Source organism: Spirosoma panaciterrae DSM 21099 (assembly GCF_000374025.1).
Lineage (GTDB): Bacteria > Bacteroidota > Bacteroidia > Cytophagales > Spirosomataceae > Spirosoma > Spirosoma panaciterrae.
On sequence record NZ_KB893228.1, the window covers coordinates 266441 to 288495 of the forward strand.

A 22055-nucleotide genomic window follows, 5' to 3' on the forward strand; every position below is an offset into this window, starting at 1 on the left:
CTTGTTCGCACGATTAAATCATAGGGCGAACAAGAGGGCTGCCTGCTTATAGGGCTTTACCGTCCTCCAAACCGTAATCCGGCTTTGATGCTATAATAGGAATTACTACCTGTGAGCGTAAGTCCCGTTGAAGTATTTCGCACACTGGTGTCTCCAATGAAGTTATAGGCGGCTTCCAGATGAGCAATTCCAAACTTCACGCCCAACCGGGCAATGCCTCCCAGATTGATAGTAGTAGGCAATGGATACGTGGCAATGGTTGTACCGATGGTGTAGGTAGGATCGCTGGCCTGAACATAATATAGCCCTACTCCGGTACCAATATAAGGCTTGAGCGAACCCGTTACATTGAAGGTATAATTGGCCGTAGCCACAACCGACAGCGTGAATTTGGCCAAGGCTGTTTTGTAATAGGTTTTATCGATATACTCAGGGCGCAGAATAAATGCCTGTTCAATCCGGGCACCCAGATCTACATTTTTGGCAATCTCGTACTGTGGTTCCAGACTGTACACGAACCCCGCTTTACCGAGCGACTTATTGCCCGACAGATCGACAGGCGATGCATAACCAACAGAAGCAAGCACCTTAAAAGGTTTTGGAGGTCGTGACGACAACAATGCGGTTGCCGTTTGCGCATGAGCAGTATAGGCAATCAGAAGAAGAACAAGTATGAAAAGATTACGCATAATGAATTGATTTAATGAAAACCGAACGGGCCACAACGCTTGCTGACCAGCCTCTCAGCCATTCGGTTTTACTTTAAGCTGGCATTCGTTGCAAATCTATACAACCAAAGTGGCCTTTGCGTTGCAACCCGACATTAAAAAATGCTAATCTGAGCGTTTCAACTACTTATCCCAAAAAATAATCCCCGTTCGGGTAATCCAGGCATGGGTTGTCGATTCATACCGATCGATCTGGTCGCCACCGCCATTGAGTCGTGGGTCATTTTCCGCTTTCATCCAACGCTCCAGTCGACCCTGTAAATCTTTTTTTATGCTGCTGAGGCTGGCATCAGCAGCCCGATTATTGATATTGTAGGGATCATCTTTAAGTACGTACAACTCTTCGGCAGGCCGTTTGGCAAACCCCAGGGCAAACAACGATTGTACGGCCGCATCGTTCCGATGATCCATCATGTACACCTTGGTAGGGCCACCATCCACATCGCCATAAATGGAGGGTGTATTAGGAATGGTTTCGTCACCAGCAGGCATACGGTCGGGTCGAAAATTCCGAATATATAAGTAGTCAGCGGTTCGGATGGCCCGCATCGGGTAGCCCGCACCAGAGTCCATTTCGGCCCGGCACAGGCAGTGCCGCTCGCGTTCCAGAAATACTTCCGATCGGTGGGTAGTAGTTTTTCCCGCCAGCACTGGAACAAGGCTCATCCCATCTATTTCGGGCCGTTCCTTCACGCCAACCCAATCCAGAAACGTAGGCATCAGGTCAATCAGGTTCACGAACGAATCGTTCTGTTTGGGCTGCGTTTCGTTGGCCGAAAATCGGCTAATCAATAGGGGCACGCGGGTACCATAATCGTACAGATTCGCTTTGGCGTGCGGAAAGGGCATTCCATTATCAGAGGCAACCACAATGATGGTATTAGCCAGTTTGCCCGATGATTCCAGTTTGGTCAGTAAATCACCAATTTCACGGTCGAGTCGTTCCACTTCCGACAGATAATCGGCCACATCGCCCCTGATCTCCGGCACGTCGGGCAGAAACTTGGGCAAATGGATTTTCTGCGGGTCAATCCCCCCTTTTTTCCCATTTCCCAAATCGAACGGACGGTGGGGGTCATTGGTCCCGAACCAGAAAAAGAACGGCTGATCGGCTGGCAACTGATCGATAAATGGGCCAAATCCCAGCTTGGCCGAGTCGCCCGCCGGGTTCTGTCTGTACCCCATCTTCAGAAAGTCGCCTGGAGCCCACCCTTTCCGGTCAAAAGCAACCGCATACCCTTCTTTTTTCAGGAGCTGCACATACGTTGGCACCTGGTAGTCAAGTCGACCACACAGATTGACACCTTCGCCCAGGTTATGTGGGTAACGACCTGTTAGCATAGCCGCCCGCGATGGTGTACAGGATGGTGAGGCACAATAGGCATTGGTGAATACCGTTCCATGCTGAGCCAGCTTATCCAGATTTGGTGTTTTAAGGCTATGATCCCCGTACAGGCTGGCATACGGATAGCTCCAGTCGTCGGCCAGAATAAACAGGATGTTGGGGCGAGCTGGCTTATCTTGTTTACAGGCCGATACACCGAGAGCGATGATTGCTAAACAACCGATCAGGTAATGGAATATCTTCATAGAGAAAGGTAATTTCCCTAAAAATAGCCGAAAACACGCTCCATTGAACGAACAGGCTCTTAAATTCAGCCAGTAAGATACCGATCAACCTACGAAGTCTGCTGATCGGTATTAACCTCAAGAATCCGTATTCTATTCGACTATTTCTCTACATTAAAAGCCAATAGCACGTTTCCGGGCATTTCACCAAACTGGCCGTAGCCTGAGTTGACAAAGAGCATGCCATCGGCTACAACGGGGGCCGCGCCGTCGAGCGAGCCACCTTTACCCTCTACCCCATTGACCGTCTGGTAACCATGCGCGGTGTCGTAATCCCATAAAATCCTGCCATCGGCGGTTGAATAGGCCCGGATATGCCCATCCAGCGCTCCGGCAAACACCACGCCCGGAATCACTGTAGGAGCTGCCGAATTCGCTTCAAGGCAACCCGCTTTCCCGTCGCAGGATGGTGCGGCTGCTTTCCAGATAAGGTTACCTTCGGCGACATCGAGCGCAAAGATTCCGGGAGCAGGCTTTACCAATGTATCGACCTTAGGATTGATCCCGTATTTATTATCCGCGTTGGCAGCATAAACCCGTTTGCCATCAGTTGCCATGCCCCAGTGAATCCCCCCGAGTGCTCCTCCCCGACCAATACGGGTTTGCCAGATCACTTTACCTGTTTCGGGCAATAAACCATACACAAAACCCGCTTTTTGCCCCACCACCAGCAAATCGCTGCCCGATGGTTGGCTGACCAGGATAGGCGCCATACCAAAATCGAAGTCGGGGCCAATTTTTTCGGGACAGTTCGGATTGCCCGGACAAGCCAGATTCCAGGTATCACCCTGCGTTGCCTGGAATGTCCAGACGACTTTCCCGGTTTTCAGATTCAGCGCCTGAATGGCATCGCTGGTCGTTGTAGCTGGCGCGGTATAATTTTCGCCAGTCCCGAAATAAAGTAATCCCCGCTTCGCATCAACGGTTGGACTACACCAGACAATAGCCCCGGATGGGCCATAAAACGGCGCTCCGTTTTTCTTTTTGCCAATTTCCTTCGCGGGTTCGGAAATAACCCGGTGCCGCCAGACAATTTTTCCCGAACGAGCATCCAACGCGACAATCTCACCCGACGATGAACAGCAGGGGTACGTAGGGTCTAACACCGAAGCCACTTCAATGGAGGTGATGGGTACGTAAACTCTATTGGCGTACACCGCCACTGAGCCTGTATTGCCCGACTGCGGATGTTCGCCCGCTTTACTCTCCCAGATCAGCTTACCCGTTTTCACATCAAGGGCATACACATTGGTGTTGTTATCACAGAAAAAAGCCTGGATGGTTTTGCCCGTTTGCACCACCGATACGGCTCCTCGAACCGCGCTTTTTGCCAGAAATCGCCAGCCTATTTTACCTGTATGCTTATTCAAACAATAGACCTCGCCAAACTGACTGCCCATAATCAACCAATCGCCGACAATGGCAGGTTTACTACGCACCTGATTGGCTTCTGGGAATGCAAACGCCCATTTGAGTTTCAGTTTACCAACGCTTTCGGCCGTTATACCTGCCTGCTCGGCAGATCGGTAGCCCGTTCCTTCCAGATTACCGCCCCAACCCGAATGATGCACCAAACCTTTGGCATTGGCAGGTATGGAAAAAGCCGTATAGGATTCCTGCGGAATCGTTGTCTCCTTGATGGCCTTACCCGTTAGCCAATGCGCTACGGCTTTTCGCTGCTCGTCGGTCAGGTCTTTAGCCTGCACACGCATTTTGCCTGTTTCCAGGGCCGCAACAATGGCTCGTGGAGGCATTTGCGCCAATACCAGATAGCCCGGTGCGCCAACACCCGCATCGGCCTTATGGCAGCTATTGCAGGTAGCCATGTACACTTTTTGCCCTTCGGCAAGAATCGTTGCAAGCGGTTTCTGGCTATATACTGGCGAAAAAATAAGGAGAAACAATACCAGCGTGGCTGAGCCTCGCAGCCACCCAGTCTGACAGAACGTTTTCATCGGGCAAGGTTAGTTTAGTTAGTTACGAAGGCGATTTTGCCAACGAACTCAAATAGGCAATCAGCCTAATCGAATCAAAATTAGGCAGTTGCTACCAGGCCCATCAATTTTTATGATGAATCTACATTACACAGGTGTGAAGGCCGGATTATGGCGGACGAACTTAACGAACCGCGAGGACGCGAAGGGGCAAAGATCGATAAAGACTATCCTTCGCGTCCTCGCAGTTAAATGTAAGGAGACCGGCTTACTTCGCCGAGATGATCAGAGCCAACCCCAACACGTAGCATAACCCCATCAGCATCAGGTATCGATTGGAGGTTGACGGAGCGCCCCGAAATTCATGCCAGATGAATACGCCCCAGAGCACGGCAATAATGGTAGCACCCTGGCCCAAGCCGTAACTGATGGCATACCCGGCTGCCCCCGAAGCCAGCAGACTCGATGCCATGCCCAGGCACCAGACCATACCCCCTAAAACCCCTATCTGATGATTCCGCCGGCTTACATCGCTGTACAGAATCTCCCCATCGGCCGGTTTACTGGCAAATCGACGCAGGACGGGCAGAAAAATGGGCGTGCTGACAACAACGCCAACGGCAAACAGAACCAAAGCGGTATAGGGGGTGAGTAAGCCGGGCGACGGAGCGGTAAAATCGACCGTCATGGATTTGGCCACAAAATAGAAGAAGAAACTCATCAGAAACCCACCCACAAGCGAGCTAATCAACCCCTGGGTACTGACTGCAGTATCGGTACTTCCCTTCGAGCGGTAAGCCAGCGCACTAAACACTACTGCCAGAAATATGGAGAATACGCCACCCGACAACAACCCTACGTTCCCAACCGGGGATGAAATATAATTGACTACTACACCCAGAATAAGCGCCAGACCAATGCCGACGGGCATGGCGACCGACAAACCTGCCAGTTCAATACCGACAACAATCAGGATGTTCGCGATATTGAACACAAACCCACCAATCAGGGCATAAATCAGGTTCTGGGTATCGCCCTGTTTTAGATCGGTAATGAACGAACGTCCTGCTTCTCCAAAACTGCCAAACGTAAAAGCCAGCAGCAGACTGAGCAGTAAAATGCCATAGGTATAGTCGCGGTAGAAGATGGTGGTAGGTACAGACTGGGTCGTAAGCTTCTGCGTATTAGCCCAGGACCCCCAGCAAAGCATTGTTACAAAACAAACAACAACAGCTAATGGGTAATGAGTAATGATGAACATTGAGCGAAGGCTGTTTAGGTAAGGAACGGTGAAGCAAGCTACAAAAGATACTATTCACTTCAAAACGTTCACTCCAACGAAAAAATTTGTAACCACTAACGGGACGGTTGCCCATTGGCTACCTTTGTATCATGAATTACATCTATCTGGTTTTTGCATTTATCGTTGGCCTGGCCATCACCGTTCAGGCAGGGGTTAATGCCAATTTACGGCAGGCAATGGCCAACCCAATTCTGGCAGCGGTCATCTCATTTGGTTCAGGCCTTATTGCCCTGGTATTGATGTTTTTGTCGACGGGTGGCGTTGTTCCTCCCCTTGATACCATCCGTCAGGTTAGCTGGTGGAAATGGACGGGCGGGGTTATGGGTGCCATCTACATGATTACCGTTATTGTCAGCGTACAAAAAATTGGGACAGCCAACATGGTTAGCTTAAGCGTGGCGGGTCAGTTAACAGCCGCCCTTATCCTGGATCATTATGGCCTGATGGGCTTCGCTCACCACCCTGCCAATGCCTGGCGGCTGCTCGGTATTATCCTGATCGTAGGCGGAGTATTGCTGGTTGTAAAAAACTAAGTCTGGCGTTTGTAGTTCGTAGTTCAAGGTTTAACAGAACAAACCAACATTCCATTTCAGACTATGATCAACTACCGCTTCTACCCGTCGTTACTAAATGTGTTTTCCCGCTATGTGCGTGGCGGTAACCTTTCGGCTCAGGAATTGATCGACGCCATCAACCGGGTACCCACACCAACCACAGCCGCTCAGGAACGGGGCGTTTCGTTTGAAGAAGCCGTAGTGAAAGGTACCGACGAAGAGCGATTCGACCCGGAGCTTCTCAAAAAAGTGCGGAAACTACTTCCTCGACCTATTGTCGATGCGCAGGTATATTGCCAGTGGCAAATCGAGGATGTGTTATTTTACGGCTACGTTGACCTGATCGGCAAATTCAAAGCGGTTGACTTGAAAACCACATCTTCCTATCAGCCGGGTCGGTACGTACACAACCATCAGAACCTATACCTCCACGCGCTCAAAGGCAAAGGCATTAAACTGATGGAATATGTGATTGCGGCTTTTGAACCCAATGGGCGGGCAGAAGTTCATGTCGAAAGCTATGCATTAACCCACCCCATTGATAAACAGTTGGAAGAAATTCGGTTGTTTAAGGCCTTTCTGGAAGAACACCGCCCGCTAATCACCGACCCGAAGATATTTGTCGCTCCCGGCGAAGAGCCTAGTGCCCGACGACGGCCGCTTTCCTAACGCTTATTTTTTGCAGCGTATCTTTCCACTAGCTCAATAACAAATTCCCTCAGCCGCTGATTCGTCGTAACTTGCGGTATGCTTCAGCGGACGCTTCATCTATATCAACGGGCCTATCAGGGCCTATCGCCATCGGTCTGGCTGCTGGCGATCGTCATGCTGATCAACCGTTGTGGCACCATGGTGCTGCCTTTCATGACCCTTTACCTGACCCAGCATTTGCATTTCTCCGTCACCGACGCGGGTATAATTATGGCGCTGTTTGGCGCAGGTGCTTTTATTGGTACGTTCATCGGTGGGCGGCTGACGGATCGGTTTGGGTTTTATTACATCCAGCTTTTCAGCCTGATGTTTGGGGGCTTCGCTCTCATCGGCCTTCAGTTCGTCACCAACTTCTACCTGCTTTGTGGGAGTATCTTTGCCTTTACGCTGTTCGGTGATTCGTTCCGACCTGCCAACCAGGCTGCCATTGCCCACTACTCCGACCCAGAAACCCGAACACGAGCCTTTTCGCTGAATCGTCTGGCAATCAATCTGGGCTGGGCGGTTGGGGGCGCGTTGGGCGGTTGGCTGGCGAGTATCGATTATAGCCTACTGTTTTGGGTCGACGGCATTACCTGCCTGATAGCCAGTATTGTTCTCTGGATCTTTTTATCCGTTCCGAATCGTACGAATGCGCAGACCGTGCCATCGGCAACACCCAGCTTAGTAGCTCCGCTGGTCACCGCCCAGAGTCCTTATCGGGATAGGCTGTTCATCGGGTTCGTGGTCTGTGCTGCCTTGTATCTGATGGTCTTTATGCAGTTGTTTTCGATAGTGCCGCTGTTCTTTAAAGAAGTCCTTGGATTGAACGAGCAACTGATTGGCAGGCTGATGGCCCTGAATGGTGTTTTGATTGTGTTGTTTGAAATGGCGCTGGTGTATGGTCTGGAACAACAAAACCACCCGAAAACCACGCTGATTATTATGGGTAGTATTCTAACTGCTTTAGCCTATCTGGCGCTGGCTTTACCAACTAGTGCCTTCTTCTCCGAGATACAAATTGCGTTGATTTTTATCCTGTTTGCTACGCTGGGTGAAATGTTGTCTATTCCATTCTTACAATCATTCACCGTAGAACGATCCAATCCGGCAACGCGCGGCCAATACCTGGCGTTGTACGGGATGGGAGCCTCGTTTGCTCAGACAACCGCGCCGATTTTTGGCTCTTTTATGGTTGCGCAGGCTGGCTTTTCAGTGCATTGGCCAATGGCCGCTAGCCTTATTCTGGTGTCGTCCTGTGGCTTTTTGTGGCTTGGGAAGGCGTTAAAACAGAAAGAAGCACAGGAACTTTTGATGGAGCAAAGCTCTGAATCATCTTCTTAGAATTGCCCTCCCAACTTTCTTTACGACCTTTGCAAAAAATTAAAGAGTGAAAGAGTGAATGAGCGAAAGAGCGTGTCAGCTTGCTCACTCTTTCACTCATTCACTCTTTCGCTCTTCACACGTTGAAACTCTGGCAAAAAGAAGGCGTTACTACCGCCGAACAAATAGAACGCTTTACCGTCGGGCGCGACCGGGAGATGGACCTCTACCTGGCCCCTTTCGATGTGCTGGGCAACCTCGCCCATGCGCAGATGCTCGAAACCATTAACCTGCTTACTCAGGACGAGCTCAATCAGCTAAAGACTGAGTTAAAAACTATTTACAGACAAATTGAGGCAGGGCAATTTGTGATCGAAGCCGGTATCGAAGATGTTCATTCGCAGGTCGAATTGATGCTGACCCGTGTGCTGGGCGATGTAGGCAAGAAAATTCACTCAGGTCGCTCACGAAACGATCAGGTTTTGGTCGATCTGAAACTCTTCACCCGCGACCGGCTCTGGCAGGTGGCAGAAGCCGTCCAGCGGGTCTTTAATCGGCTTATCAGCCGTTCCGAACAGCATAAAGAAGATTTGTTACCGGGCTATACCCATCTTCAGATCGCCATGCCTTCGTCGTTTGGGCTTTGGTTTGGCGCTTATGCCGAAGCACTCTCCGACGATATGCTGACGCTGCAAACCGCTTATCGGCTTGCCAATCGGAACCCCCTGGGTTCAGGGGCTGGTTATGGATCATCGTTTCCGCTCAACCGAACACTCACGACCGAGTTGTTAGGTTTCGAAGGTATGCACGTCAATGTAGTCTACGCGCAGATGAGTCGTGGCAAAACCGAACAAACAGCCCTTACGGCACTGGCCGCTATAGCGGCTACCCTATCCCGAATGGCCATGGATATTTGCCTGTATAACAGCCAAAACTTCGGATTCCTGGTCTTGCCTGATGCCCTTACGACGGGCTCGAGCATTATGCCGCATAAGAAGAATCCCGATGTGGCTGAATTACTGCGCGCTAAAACCAATCGACTGAAGGCTTTACCGATGGAAGTAACCCTGGTGATGAGCAATTTGCCCTCAGGCTACCACCGCGATATGCAACTGCTGAAAGAAATTCTGATGCCCGCCTTCGACGAAATTCTGGACTGTCTGGACATCACCGATTTCATGCTCGAACACCTACAGGTAAAGCCCAATCTGCTGGACGATCCAAAATACGATCTACTATTTAGTGTCGAGCGGGTCAATGAACTGGTGCTACAAGGCGTTCCCTTCCGCGAAGCCTACCGAACGGTCGGGAAAGAAATTGCCGAGCATACCTATGTTCCACCCCGTGTGCTCCATCATACCCACGAGGGCAGTATTGGCAATCTTGGCAACGATCTCATTGTTAACCAAATGAAGCAAACTTTAGCTGGCTTCGGTGCAGCCACCGTACAGGAAGCCATAATACGGTTACTTTCCTAAAAAAATAGTACCTTGCTCTAAACCAATTCATTCAAATGATGCTGGCAACTCAGGGATCTACAGACGCTCCGTCCATTCCATCGTACTTAGTTTACGAGGTATTGAACGGCAGGCCCTTGTACTACCGGGGCTATAAAGAGGTGCTGGAAAACCATCTGAATCCTGAAAGTATTATGGGAAGCAGTGCTTTACAGTCCATTTTAGTATCGTTGATTTACGGTTATATTTTAAATAATCGGGACAAAAAGAAATATCTGCCGGTCACAAATGAAGCGGGTGTACATCTGGCCCTCACGGATAATTTGTCCTGCGATGTAGCTATTTTCGAAAAGGGTACGTTTGCCATCACAACAAAATACTTCGACGTAGCCCCTAAAATTGTGGTTGAAGTCGATGTCAAAATTGATTTGACTGAGTTCGATGGGATTGAATTCAACTATGTTGCCGAAAAGAATCAGCGTTTGTTCGATTTTGGCGTCGAACGGGTTTTGTGGGTTCTAAGCAAACACCGCCGGGTCATGATTGCGCAACCTAACCAGGACTGGATTTTTACGGACTGGAGCAACGATATACCTGTGATGGAAGGCTGTACGCTCAACGTTAAACGGCTACTGGACGAAGAGGATATTGACTATTAGTTTATCGGAAACCGAAGTACCGTAGTTCGTAAGAAAGACAATCGTCAACTACGAGCTACGGCACTTTCGGTTTATACGCATCTCCTTACTCCACCCGATAGGCTACGAGGCTGTTTTTGTAGAAGGTAGGTACAATTAATAGTTTCTTCTTCGACACATAGTCGATGTCAGCCGAATTGATCTTATTGCTACGGGTATCCAGCAATTGCTCTTTGGTGCCATCGGCATTTACATGAAAGAGCTGACCGTTCCAGTCCGACACAAAAAAGGCGCTTTTTCCTTCCGCCACAATCCCATCGGTAGCTGCCATGCCATCAGCCACTTTCGTTATCGTTTTCGTTTCGACATCGACCATCTGCAACGCACCGATTTTTGTGCTGCCGATCATCAGCTTGTTTTTACCGACAGCAAGTAAACCATTCGGTTTGTTCAGTTGCTCGCCCTCCATCCACACTTCCAGCTTATCATCTTTGAGCCGGTAAATCTTATCATTCCGGTTGTCAGAAACGTACACGGTGCCATCGCTGGTTATGGTTACGTCGTTCAGGAAGGCTTCTTTACCAACACCATCCCAGGTTTTTTCGGCCTGCCCATTTTCGGTATTGATACAAACGAGTCGGTACATATCCGTCACGTATAGACGCTTTTTATAGATTCCCATTCCTTTCGGCGCATTCAACCCGGATGTCCAGCGCAGGTTTTCAATCTTGCCATCGAGCGATACTTTCGAAATGAATCCGCTGCCGTCAAGTCCATCGGGCTTACCATCAATGTTACTAACATAGAGGGTGTTTTTGCCGTCGTAAAGTACGGATTCGGGAATACGCAGCGTAGTGTCGGTTTCCCATACTTTCACCAGTTTCGTTGGCTTTGGAGCCACAGCCGGGGGTACCAATGCCAGTAGCACCGCACTACCCATTAAGGTCCCGAGCATCGTAAGCGCTTGTTTCATAGATCAATGAGGATTCAGTATAAAAAAAAACAAAAAAAAATTGTTGTATCATACCGGGCCAGTAATTACCCTACAAACCACATGTACAATATATAATATAATTTTTCTAACGTACTGCTTCCGACGACACTATACGTACAAAACATTCTAAAAAATCCGCCTGTTTATCATCACGCACACTCAAAACACAGGTCAATGCAAAACAATCGACCCCTCGCTTCGCAGGTGCAGACACCAGTTGGGCAACTCAAGGACAGCATCCGTGATATGATCCGGCTGCAACGTGATTACCACCTCTCAGATGAATTATTTTGGGAGATCTTTAACGCACGTGTACTGCTCAACGAGCAGATAGACGTCAATGCCTTTCTTCGCGATCTAAACAATCCGGTCGCTCAAAACTAACTTCATTAACGACTGATTTCCCGGAATGAACTAGCCAGGCCGTATCGGTTCAACGTCTAGATCGTTTCGGGAATTTTTATGCCTAACTCAATCGAACCGCAAACAGTTCTTTCGACTGGGCATATACATACGCTACAACAATTAGCGTCACAACACCCCCCAGAGCAACCGATGGCACCGTACCCAACAGCCGGGCCAGTAACCCCGACTCGAAAGCGCCAATCTCATTCGACGAACTAACAAAGATGCCATTTACGGCAGCGACTCGTCCACGCATATGATCGGGCGGAAAAATCTGGAGTATGGTTTGCCGAATAACAACGCTTACACTATCGAAAGCACCCGTTAGTGCCAGCATAATCAGCGACAGGTAAAAGTTTGTCGAAAAGGCAAACACAATAGTCGCTACCCCAAAGCCCAGCACGGCCAGCAACATATTTCGCCAGGCATTTTGCGTGGGCGGAAAACGAGTCATAAACGCCATCGTTAATAAAGCCCCAACCGATGGTGCTGCCCGCAGAAAACCAAGCCCTTCGGCGCCTACATGCAAAATATCTTCGGCAAAAACGGGCAGAATAGCCACTACGCCCCCAAACAGCACCGAAAACAGGTCGAGCGAAATAGCGTAAAGGACAATCTGGGTTTTAAAAACAAACCGAAACCCTTCTTTCAGGCTCTCCCGTAATCCCAACATCGGTTCGTTGCTTACCGGAACCGGCTTCCGTTTGATCAGGGAAAGCAACAGAAAGCAGAAAACAAATAGTACGATGATCACGATCAGGGTATTGTCGAAGCCAAACCAGTTGTAGAAAAACCCAGCCAGCCCCGGTCCCACAATAGCCCCTGCCTGCCAGAACGAGCTATACCAAGTAGCCGAATTAGCGTATAGCTCACGGGGAACCAGAAAGGGTTTTAGCGATGAGCTGGCCGGAGAATAAAACCCTTTGGCGGTCCCGATCAGCATCAGGACACCGTAAATAGTAGCCAATCGCGCTGTTATTGAAAGATGGGCAACAACGGATGGCTGAAAAACGAAGTACAGAATAACCGATCCCAGAATAATAACCAGCAGGCTCCATTGCAGAATCCTTTTTTTATCGCGCCGATCGGCCAGGTGGCCCCCAAAAAGCGACAAAATAATGAACGGAATGGCTTCGGCCAGCCCGACCAGGCCAAGCATGAGCGGATCGTGAGTGACCTTATACAGCTCATACCCCAGAATAACCTCCTGAATCAGCAGCGTAACAGTGATCAGAAAGCTGTTCATCACGAAGTAGCGAAATTCGGCAATTCGGAGGGAGGCAAATGTGTCGTTGGGAGAGTGTTGCACCATACTATGGACAGCGAATTGTATGTTTGTCGCCGAGTCTTTAGTTTGTCAACCTAAAATACTAGAATCTGTGTTCCGTATCCGCGTAAAAATTTGTTGCATCAGTAGTTTGGATGAAGCCCGACTAGCCATTCGATTCGGTGCCGATGCGCTGGGTCTGGTCGGAAAAATGCCCAGTGGGCCAGGAGTCGTGCAGGATGAACTGGCCGCAGAAATTGTCCGGGTAGTGCCTCCGCCCGTAGCTACATTCATGCTGACGAGCGAAACAAAACTCAACGGCATACTAGCTCATCAGCAACGGGTTAGAGCCAATACCATCCAGCTTGTCGATGCCGTTTCGGCGGATCTGTACGCCCAGCTTCACACAGCCCTGCCATCGGTAAAGGTCGTTCAGGTAATCCATGTTATAGACGAAAAAAATCTGGACGAAGCTCTACAGGCTGTTGCCAATGGAGCCGATGCATTATTACTCGATTCTGGAAATCCTAACCTGGCTGTCAAGGAATTAGGTGGCACAGGCCGGGTGCACAACTGGCAGGTAAGTCGGCAAATTGTTGAACAGTCGCGGGTTCCTGTCTTTCTGGCGGGTGGCTTACACGCCGAAAACGTTCGGCAGGCTATCGAAACCGTTCAGCCGTTTGGCCTCGACATCTGTAGTGGTGTTCGCACCAACGGCCAGTTGGACGAACAAAAGCTTGACACTTTTTTGCATAGGGTGTGGGGGTAAGGGCAAAGGGTGATGAGTAAAGTTTACCCTCTGCCCTTACCCCCACACCCTATGCAAAAAAGCCCACACCAGGCGGTATGGGCTTTTCCTATTGAATTACAGTACAATCACTAATTTGTACACCTTGCTACCAGCCTGCACTTAGGCAATAGCAATCTCCTTTACCTGCTTCTCCTCTTTCACTTCAATTTTGGGTAGTTCAACAGTCAGAATACCATCGGTATAAGCGGCCTTGATGGCATCGGCATTTACCGTTTTAGGCAGGCGGAAACTCCTTTCGAAGGAAGTAAATCCAAACTCCTGACGGGTGAACTTTTCGGTAGTTTCTTCGCTCTTCACTTCCGACTGATAGCCAATCGTCAGTTTGTTCGCTTCTACATTTATTTTCAAATCCTCTTTTTTCAGACCAGGTGCGGCCAGTTCCAGGACGAATTCGGTTTCGGTTTCTTTCACATTGACAGCCGGTACATTGGGGCTAGTATTTTGAAACCGATTAATGACTGGGCGGCTGTAGAATGGGTTAAAGAACGTAGGGAAGTTGTTATATCGAACTAAGGTTGCCATTTGCTTATTTGGTTTAATTGGGTTGTTCATGATCAAACACATACACCTTATGTCAAACGACGTACCAAAGCCCAATAAACAATTTAATACTGACATAATGACACAAAACAACTAAAAACAAACAAAAAATATGACAAAAAGACATTAAAAGACAGAATTCACCTACGGAGCACACGCCATATTGTACGTTTACAAGGGAATCCAATAGCTAACCCAGTCAGCCATAGGGCCGTTGCCTTACTTTTAATGCCGGGCAAACTTGGCTAAGCAGCGAGAATCGGCTAATTTTAGAAGCTCATTGCGAAACTGACTTACCTAAAACTTCTTATCTACTTTCTATGAAGCGACATTTACTGCCGCTGGTTACCCTTTCATTTTGCGCCAGCCTAACTTTTTCGGCCACTGCTCAGCAAACCGCTGTCGACTATTTTGAAAGTGGCATTACCAAGAGCAAAGCAAACGATTTTACGGGCGCTCTCCAGGCATTTAGTATGGCCATCACCATGAATCCCGAAAATTCGGCCAGCTATTACAACCGGGGTCTCGCTAAAGCCAATCTGAAAGATCACCGGGGAGCCATACTGGATTATGACCGTGCCATCGAACTCAACGGGAAAGACGCGCTGGCTTATTTAAGCCGGGGAGTCAGCAAAAGCAGGCAGGATGACCATCGGGGTGCCCTACTTGACTTTAGCCGATCTATCGAATTAAACCCTGATGATCCACAAGCTTATTATAATCGAGGATTAAGCCGTAGCCGGATCGAACAGTACCGAGGAGCCCTGACCGACTTCAGCAAAACCATTGAGCTGGACCCTAGTAATGCGCAGGCGTATTATGTACGAGGCATTACGAAGCAGAAGCTGGAAGATTTTGCGGGTAGCCTTCCCGATTTTACGAAAGTAATTGACCTGACTCCCAAACGGGCGCAGGCGTATGCAGGCCGGGGCATTTCAAAAGCGGAATTGAATGACTTTACCGGGGCTGTAACCGACCTCAACAAAGCCATCGAACTTAGCCCGGAAGATGGCGAATCCTACTTCTACCGGGGTTATGCAAAAGGCAAACTGGAAGACTATAAAGGCGCACTACCTGATTATGATAAAGCGATAGCGCTCAAAGCGGACAACTACCGGGCTTACTACGGACGAGGCTTTTGCAAAAGTAAATTAGGCGATCAGAAAGGAGCCGTTCTGGACTTCAACCAGGCCATTGAAATGAATAACGTTAACGCTACCGATTCCAAGCTGGTGTATAGTGGGCGTATCAACCGCGCTACGCTCGACAAGCTCCGGGATGTTGTTCAGGAACGCAATAAAATAAATGAACTGGGTACCGAACGGGCTGAAGCCTATTTCAGCCGGGGAATCAGCAAGAATAAACAGGGGGATCAGAAATCGGCCATTATCGATCTGAACAAGGCCATTGAACTTAGCCCCACGTATGCCGAAGCCTATTTTAGCCGGGGTTTGATTAAGTCAGCACAGGGTGACCAGCGGGCCGCTATTATGGATTGCAACAGTGCTATCAAACTCAATCCGCGATACGCTGAGGTCTATTACATCCGGGGAATTATCAAACACAGCCTGGGCGATGAAAACGGCGGCTGTTTAGACCTTTCAAAAGCAGGAGAACTAGGCTACAACCCCTCGTATAAAGTCATCAGCGACTATTGTAATTAAAAAAGGCAGAAAACACGAAAGGGTCGAGAGAATGAATGACATCTACTCGACCCTTTCGTGTTTTCTGCCTTATTTAATTTTCTACTCAAATCGTAAGTGTTTTACCGAATCGCCAGATGATTCGAGTTCGACCAATGCATCGATACCGATTTCCAGATGGACATTGACAAACTGACTAGTCACCCGCTTATCGCTTTCTTCCGTTTTTACCCCTTCAGGCACCAGCGGATTGTCGGAAACCAGCAATAAGGCACCATGCGGGATGGAGTTAACAAAACCGACCGTAAAAATCGTTGCCGTTTCCATGTCGATAGCCATCGTTCGGATTTCGCGCAGATAGTCTTTAAACTGCTCATCGTGCTCCCAGATACGCCGATTTGTTGTGTATACAGTGCCCGTCCAGTAGTCGAGTTCATATTTTTTAATGGTCGATGAAACGGCTCGCTGTAGTCGAAATGAGGGCAGAGCCGGAATTTCAGGGCGCATGTAATCATTGCTGGTCCCGTCGCCCCGAATGGCCGCTATGGGCAAAATCAGATCGCCGATCTGCGTTTTTTTCAATCCACCGCACTTCCCTAAAAACAGCACGGCTTTAGGATTGACAGCCGACAGCAAATCCATCACAGTGGCCGCCATTGCACTGCCCATACCGAAATTGATAATTGTAATATTATTGGCTGTAGCCGTTTGCATGGCCCGACCGATACCAAAAATTTCGACATCGAATTTTTTAGCAAACAGTTCAACGTAATTGATAAAATTGGTCAGCAAAATATATTCACCGAACTGTTCGATGGGAGTTCCTGTATAACGAGGTAGCCAGTTCTGAACGATTTCTTCTTTTGTTTTCATTGATAAAGGGCGAATGAGTGAGTGACCAGACTGGCATACCAGCGAAAGAAATGTTAAAAAGATTCGCTCTTTCGCTCATTCACTCTTTCGCTCTTTCGTAATTTCGTGGTATGGTCCCATTGAACCTGCCAGCCTTTGACTACAAAACTAAGCAAGTCGAAGGGAAACCGTATATTTTTGACTTGATACGCCGGAAGTATGTGCGGCTATCGCCCGAAGAATGGGTCCGACAGCACGTTATCAACCTGCTATTGACCCACTATGGCTACCCAAAGGCCCTGATCCGAACGGAAGGCGGACTAACGCTGAACCAAACCCAGAAACGGACCGACATCGTTGTGTTTGACCGGGAAGGCAACCCATTTCTGATTGTCGAATGCAAAGCGCCACATATTGCGGTGACGCAAAGCGTTTTCGACCAGATTGCCCGCTATAATCATGTGCATCGGGCACCCTACCTGGTTGTTTCAAATGGACTGATGCACTATTGCTGCTCTGTCGACCACGCCACCGCCGAGATTGCGTTCATGGATGACTTTCCCGCATTTCTTTAGTTCTCCAAAGCGGTCACTTAACAAAAATCCCCATCGCCAACCAGGCAACGGGGATTTTTATGATCCACTATCGCGTATACTTATTGCTGTTTCACCAGCTCGCCGGTTGCCCGGATAGCAATTTCGTCACTCACAACAGCCGTAGGGGCCGCGCCCAGCGAGAAATCAGCGCGTTTTACTTCGCCGGTTACTTTAAAGCCAGCTTTGGTTTGTTTGTTCTGCGGATTGGTAACAGGGCCGTTGATGACCGCATCAAGTGTTACAGGCTTGGTTACGCCATGCATGGTCAGGTCACCAACCAGTTTGTATTTGTTTCCCGATACTTTGCTGATCGACTTGCTCTTAAACGACAGGGTCGGATATTTGGCGGCATCGAAAAAATCAGGACTTTTCAGGTGTGTATCCCGACGATCCTGGTTCGTGTTGACACTATTTACATCGGCCGTCAGATCGATTTTAGCATCTGAAAAATCATCTTTCGACGACTCCATCTTCACATCAAAGTTCGTGAACTTGCCGTCTACTTCGGCCAGCATCATGTGTGTTACGGTAAAGCCCAGGTTTGAGTGAGCTTTGTCGAGACCCCAGTTTTGAGCAAAAGCGCTCGCAGAAGACAATAGAAGAGCAGCAAAAAAAGTTGCCTTTTTCATTGGTTGTAAATGGTTAATTGAAAAATTGAAAAAATAAAAAGTTAAGTAGACAAGTGAGTTAGCCACGGAGCTTATCCAACAACTGACTCAGATAATTAGCCTCATCCTCAGTGAGCTTGCAACGTTGTTGCTGATCCCACTCATTCTGACTTATATCCAGTTGTTTGAGTAACTCAAGCCCTTTTTCAGTAATGACGACATCAACGGCCCGTCGGTCACTGGGGCATTCAGTACGTAAGACTAATTTTTTGGCCACCAGCTTATCAACCAGCCGGGAAGCATTCGACATTTTATCGAGCATACGCTCAGTAATGTCACTCACTTTTACGGGGGAAGGGTATTGACCGCGCAAAATGCGTAACACGTTGTATTGCTGCAAGGTCAGACCCGATGGCTTTAGCAGTTTGGTCTGAGCCGCTGATACCCAGTTGCTTGTATAGAACAGATTCACCATAACCCGATGATAAGGGTTTTTGAATGGCGTTGTTTGCTTAATGTCGGTTTCGATGGACATGCCACAAAGATAAAGTATTTGTATTTAATGTAACAACATTAAATACAAATAAATTCATTACTGGTAGGGGATGATTTGAGGAGCCGATAAGTCGAAGTCGCGGAATCGTAAAGTAGGAACGCCTTCAAATACCTGACGGAAAGGGATGGTATTGTTGGGAATGTTGGGGTAATAGGCCAGGCGGACCTGAAAACTGTTGAATGTCAGGTTCTCATTACGAAGGCGAAAACCAATGCCATAGCCTTGATAAAGCGGTCCGCTCAGTAACGGGCGATCGGGAAAACTGACCAGCCCAAGGTTGACAAACGTAATAAACGCCACCCGGAAACCGATCAGGTTAAGTTTAGAAAAAAGGATATTTTCGTAATTGATGAACCAGCGTTTAGTACCTATCAGCGCATCACTGTTTACCCCAATGCCATCTGTATTGATTCCACTGCCTGTACTGCCCAGCGAGATGTATTCGTTGGCGAACCGGGAAATCCCCGTTGTGTAGCGGGTATTGAAAAAGTGGCGCATATTTCCCCAACGACTTTTTACCAATGGGCTGAAATAGTTGGACTCAAATGAAAAAACGCCCTGCTCAATTTTATCGGTCCGAATGTAGCCCCCCAGGCTAACCAACCCGTAGAGATAGCCCATCTGCCGTACATAATTGCCCTGCGAAAAATTCAAGCCCATGTATTTCCGCCGGCCGAGTTCGGCATCGTCGAACCCAGTGATGAGCGCAATCGATTCGCCGGTAGGAACGTCTTCTGTACGCCCGAATCCATAAATCAACACGTCGCGAACATACTTACGACGGGAATAACCAACACTGAATAAAGTGGTACGGCTGTCCTGATAAATCTGATTTGTGTCGGCCGTCACCGTAGGGCGTCGGCTGTAGGAATAATCCGTGTTTCGCAGAGCGATAATGAGTCGGGAACGGCCTTTCTTTTCAATATCGTTTTCGTTTTCCCGGTAAAACAGCCGGAACGAACGGCCAATCCAGACATCGGTATAGTTGTAGGAAAGCGGCACAAAAAGCACCGTATCGTTGCGCGTAATCAGTCGGTTGTTCACCTGAGTATGGTTCAACTCTATTGATCCGGCATATTTAGTATCTGGTGTCAGAAAAGGACGATAAATCTTGGCAGATATCTGTTTGAGGTCGCGCAGATACAACAAATCCGCCTGCGCTGTCAGGAAAGTTTTCCCAATAAACGGCACCTTATAATGCGCCTGGTATTCCATTGTCTGGCGGGGGTCGGTACCGTTATAAGCCACCTGGGTCCAAAGCTGGTGGCCCAATCCTCTAAAATTAAGCTGGTTGAACCCTACACTAAAGTTTTGAAAGCCGCCAAAGCCACCAATGGGCAGCAACGACCAAACGTCCTGGGTAATCACATAGACATCAACAAACTGGCGGCTTCCGGCACGGGGAACGATCAGAATACGGGCATCGTGAAAAATTGATGTGGTTCGTAAAAGCCGCTCATTATCACGCAACACCGTGGGGTTTACCACATCGCCCTGCTGAAAAAGCAGGTACGAGCGCCGGATCACATGCTCGCGGGTGTTGGTATGCAAACGCCCGCCCAGTCGTTCAATCCAGTTTCCGGGTTGGCGCAGTGTATCATAAACCGTCTGGCCGAAAACGCTCAACCGACGAATATAGATGGTCCCAATAATACGCCCCTCAAAGGGTTTGAATGGATTGGTTTCAATCTGGTTTACTTCCCCCGTTCTTAAACGGCTGTTATATACATCTTGAAAAACAGCATCATACAACTGGCGCGTTAACCGGTGCCGATACATGCGCTCTTTCAGTCGGCTATAAAAAATACTGTCGCGCAGGAGTGTACTGTCCGTAACAGCCGTCAGCTTTAACGCCATCAACGAGTCGGTTGGCCCATATTGAATCGATTTAGCCTGCAAGGTATCTACGCGAACCCGGTCGGGATTTAGTCTGAACCGCGTGCTGTCTGTCCGTGGCCGGTTTGTATCCTGTTGCGCCCTAGCTTCTGGCACGCACCCGGCCAATAGCATCAGGTACACTGCAACACAGTGTAGCACACCTACATATCTGTTGGGATATAGCGAGTACATGGACGGACAATCTGGCACTTAGAGTATACTAGGACGAAATAGTTTAATACCGATTACGCCTAATCAAGAACGTTCGAGACTATATTTTCTAATTATAATCCTATTAAAACCCAGATACAACATACATACGTAGACAAGCTCATTTCAGGTTTCAGGCTAAGAGTGGGAAGGGCTGATTGATCCATTGGTCGACCAAAATTACCTTCCGAAACAAGCATCCTATTCAATAACCAACGAACTAGTTAACTGTTTTTGAAGCCAGTAATCGCGCTGACGTTCAGAGCCGAACTGAAAATAATGAAAGCTAAATTGGGTAAAGCCCATTTTCTGGTAGAACGCTATAGCCCGTACGTTACGCTCCCATACCCCCAGCCAAACGGATGTGTACCCCTGATTACGTGCCCAGCTGAGGCAGTGTTGCATAAGTATACGACCCTGCCCCTGCCCAAGTTGCGTTTGTACCAAATAAATACGCTGAATTTCGATGGCATTTCGGTCTTTCATTCGTCGGGGAGGGCGGCCACGGCGGAGCTTGGCATAGCCAACCGGATGACCATCGGGCGTTTCCATCAAAAAGAAAAACGACTTCGGATCAGCCAGTTCGGCCTCTAAAATAGAACGTGAGAAGGCCGACTGTATGTATTCCTCAACCAGTTCGGCAGGGTTGTAGGGCGGCCCAAACGTATCACGCATAGTTTTCGCAGACATATCCGTAAGCAGAGCCGCATCGGCCAGAGTAGCAGGGCGTATTGTCAAAGTAATTACGATTAATAGTATACGATGTGCGATTATAGCCCGAAATTCGCTTTATTGTTCATCATTCATTGTTTGGTTATTGCAAATGCAATTAGTTTATCCTTTAGTACTGGCATCCGGTTCGCCCCGACGTAAGCAACTCATGACCGATGCCGGTTTTACATTCACCATCGAAACCCGCCCAACCGACGAACATTTCCCGGCAACCATGCCTGTAAACGAGGTAGCGGAATATCTGGCTCGTGAGAAAGCTACTCAATTTCAGGCTGACTTAGGCAATCGGATTGTTCTATGTGCCGACACGGTCGTTATTCTGGATAATCAGATTCTGAACAAACCCCAGGACGAAGCCGATGCGCAGCGGATGCTACGTAGCTTAGCGGGTCGTACCCACCGGGTTCGGACGGGAGTCGCGATTCTTTCGCCCGACGGGCTGGTATCGTTTACGGACGAAACCGTCGTTCAGTTTGCCGACCTATCCGACGCCGAAATCACCTACTACATTCATACCTGCCACCCCTTCGACAAAGCCGGCTCTTATGGTGCCCAGGATTTTATCGGGCTGGTCGGTATTGAGCGGCTGGAAGGTTCTTTTTATACCGTAATGGGCCTGCCTACACACCGGGTTTATCAGGCCTTGAAACGATTTTTAATGAGCGAAAGAGGGAAAGAGTGAAAGAGTGTTTTCCTGCAAACCGCTC

General features: G+C 48.7%; 22 protein-coding genes. 10 read left to right on the forward strand and 12 right to left on the reverse strand.

The features are described 5' to 3' along the window. Positions 1–56: 56 nt before the first annotated feature. The 4 genes from B153_RS0130615 to B153_RS0130630 form a co-directional block, all read right to left on the reverse strand. Positions 57–689 (reverse strand): hypothetical protein, encoded by a 633-nt coding sequence (locus B153_RS0130615; protein ID WP_020600574.1) that lies wholly within the window; start codon positions 687–689, stop codon positions 57–59. A 162-nt stretch (positions 690–851) separates the two neighbouring features. After that, positions 852–2318, reverse strand: a complete 1467-nt coding sequence (locus B153_RS0130620) for a sulfatase family protein (RefSeq protein WP_020600575.1) — start codon at positions 2316–2318, stop codon at positions 852–854. A 140-nt stretch (positions 2319–2458) separates the two neighbouring features. Beyond that, on the reverse strand, positions 2459–4312 hold the full coding sequence (locus tag B153_RS0130625) for an outer membrane protein assembly factor BamB family protein (RefSeq protein ID WP_020600576.1): 1854 nt from the start codon (positions 4310–4312) through the stop codon (positions 2459–2461). Positions 4313–4559: 247 nt separating this feature from the next. Continuing rightward, positions 4560–5552: a GRP family sugar transporter gene (locus B153_RS0130630; protein ID WP_020600577.1), complete on the reverse strand. Its 993-nt coding sequence runs from the start codon at positions 5550–5552 to the stop codon at positions 4560–4562. Positions 5553–5683: 131 nt separating this feature from the next. Here B153_RS0130630 and B153_RS0130635 point away from each other — a divergent pair, with 131 nt between their 5' ends. The 5 genes from B153_RS0130635 (at position 5684) to B153_RS0130655 (ending at position 10277) form a co-directional block, all read left to right on the forward strand. After that, the gene (locus B153_RS0130635; protein WP_026262577.1) at positions 5684–6127 is read left to right on the forward strand and encodes a DMT family transporter; all 444 of its coding nucleotides are present in this window, start codon (positions 5684–5686) and stop codon (positions 6125–6127) included. 63 nt (positions 6128–6190) lie between these two features. Further along, positions 6191–6817, forward strand: a complete 627-nt coding sequence (locus B153_RS0130640) for a PD-(D/E)XK nuclease family protein (RefSeq protein WP_020600579.1) — start codon at positions 6191–6193, stop codon at positions 6815–6817. 78 nt (positions 6818–6895) lie between these two features. Next, on the forward strand, positions 6896–8182 hold the full coding sequence (locus B153_RS0130645; RefSeq protein WP_020600580.1) for an MDR family MFS transporter: 1287 nt from the start codon (positions 6896–6898) through the stop codon (positions 8180–8182). A gap of 122 nt (positions 8183–8304) precedes the next feature. Then, positions 8305–9639, forward strand: coding sequence for an argininosuccinate lyase (gene argH / locus B153_RS0130650; RefSeq protein ID WP_020600581.1), 1335 nt, complete (start codon positions 8305–8307; stop codon positions 9637–9639). A gap of 35 nt (positions 9640–9674) precedes the next feature. Next, positions 9675–10277, forward strand: a complete 603-nt coding sequence (locus B153_RS0130655) for a hypothetical protein (protein ID WP_020600582.1) — start codon at positions 9675–9677, stop codon at positions 10275–10277. A gap of 85 nt (positions 10278–10362) precedes the next feature. Here B153_RS0130655 and B153_RS0130660 read toward each other — a convergent pair whose 3' ends face one another. Continuing rightward, the gene (locus tag B153_RS0130660) at positions 10363–11196 is read right to left on the reverse strand and encodes an SMP-30/gluconolactonase/LRE family protein (protein WP_020600583.1); all 834 of its coding nucleotides are present in this window, start codon (positions 11194–11196) and stop codon (positions 10363–10365) included. A gap of 228 nt (positions 11197–11424) precedes the next feature. Here B153_RS0130660 and B153_RS0130665 point away from each other — a divergent pair, with 228 nt between their 5' ends. Further along, positions 11425–11634 (forward strand): hypothetical protein, encoded by a 210-nt coding sequence (locus B153_RS0130665; RefSeq protein ID WP_020600584.1) that lies wholly within the window; start codon positions 11425–11427, stop codon positions 11632–11634. A gap of 82 nt (positions 11635–11716) precedes the next feature. Here B153_RS0130665 and B153_RS0130670 read toward each other — a convergent pair whose 3' ends face one another. Then, on the reverse strand, positions 11717–12967 hold the full coding sequence (locus tag B153_RS0130670; RefSeq protein ID WP_020600585.1) for an MFS transporter: 1251 nt from the start codon (positions 12965–12967) through the stop codon (positions 11717–11719). A gap of 67 nt (positions 12968–13034) precedes the next feature. Between B153_RS0130670 and B153_RS0130675 the strand changes: the two genes are divergently transcribed. Beyond that, positions 13035–13691 (forward strand): phosphoribosylanthranilate isomerase, encoded by a 657-nt coding sequence (locus tag B153_RS0130675; RefSeq protein WP_483852530.1) that lies wholly within the window; start codon positions 13035–13037, stop codon positions 13689–13691. Positions 13692–13832: 141 nt separating this feature from the next. Here B153_RS0130675 and B153_RS0130680 read toward each other — a convergent pair whose 3' ends face one another. Further along, positions 13833–14255, reverse strand: a complete 423-nt coding sequence (locus B153_RS0130680; protein ID WP_020600587.1) for an Hsp20/alpha crystallin family protein — start codon at positions 14253–14255, stop codon at positions 13833–13835. 338 nt (positions 14256–14593) lie between these two features. Between B153_RS0130680 and B153_RS0130685 the strand changes: the two genes are divergently transcribed. Further along, the gene (locus B153_RS0130685) at positions 14594–15937 is read left to right on the forward strand and encodes a tetratricopeptide repeat protein (RefSeq protein ID WP_020600588.1); all 1344 of its coding nucleotides are present in this window, start codon (positions 14594–14596) and stop codon (positions 15935–15937) included. Positions 15938–16018: 81 nt separating this feature from the next. Here the strand turns inward: B153_RS0130685 and B153_RS0130690 are convergent, their stop codons facing one another. Further along, the gene (locus B153_RS0130690) at positions 16019–16789 is read right to left on the reverse strand and encodes an AMP nucleosidase (protein ID WP_020600589.1); all 771 of its coding nucleotides are present in this window, start codon (positions 16787–16789) and stop codon (positions 16019–16021) included. Positions 16790–16899: 110 nt separating this feature from the next. Between B153_RS0130690 and B153_RS0130695 the strand changes: the two genes are divergently transcribed. Continuing rightward, positions 16900–17343: a type I restriction enzyme HsdR N-terminal domain-containing protein gene (locus tag B153_RS0130695; protein WP_020600590.1), complete on the forward strand. Its 444-nt coding sequence runs from the start codon at positions 16900–16902 to the stop codon at positions 17341–17343. Positions 17344–17423: 80 nt separating this feature from the next. Here the strand turns inward: B153_RS0130695 and B153_RS0130700 are convergent, their stop codons facing one another. The 4 genes from B153_RS0130700 to B153_RS0130715 all read right to left on the reverse strand — a co-directional run bounded on the left by B153_RS0130700 (position 17424) and on the right by B153_RS0130715 (position 21354). Then, positions 17424–17993: a YceI family protein gene (locus tag B153_RS0130700; protein ID WP_020600591.1), complete on the reverse strand. Its 570-nt coding sequence runs from the start codon at positions 17991–17993 to the stop codon at positions 17424–17426. Positions 17994–18051: 58 nt separating this feature from the next. Then, on the reverse strand, positions 18052–18507 hold the full coding sequence (locus tag B153_RS0130705) for a MarR family winged helix-turn-helix transcriptional regulator (RefSeq protein ID WP_020600592.1): 456 nt from the start codon (positions 18505–18507) through the stop codon (positions 18052–18054). Positions 18508–18564: 57 nt separating this feature from the next. After that, positions 18565–20598: a BamA/TamA family outer membrane protein gene (locus tag B153_RS0130710; RefSeq protein ID WP_026262581.1), complete on the reverse strand. Its 2034-nt coding sequence runs from the start codon at positions 20596–20598 to the stop codon at positions 18565–18567. A 219-nt stretch (positions 20599–20817) separates the two neighbouring features. Beyond that, a complete protein-coding gene (locus B153_RS0130715) occupies positions 20818–21354 on the reverse strand; it encodes a GNAT family N-acetyltransferase (RefSeq protein ID WP_020600594.1) in 537 nt (178 codons plus the stop codon). Positions 21355–21439: 85 nt separating this feature from the next. On the opposite strand from B153_RS0130715, the gene B153_RS0130720 reads away from it, so the two are divergent. Then, positions 21440–22030 (forward strand): Maf family protein, encoded by a 591-nt coding sequence (locus tag B153_RS0130720; RefSeq protein WP_020600595.1) that lies wholly within the window; start codon positions 21440–21442, stop codon positions 22028–22030. Positions 22031–22055: the final 25 nt, after the last annotated feature.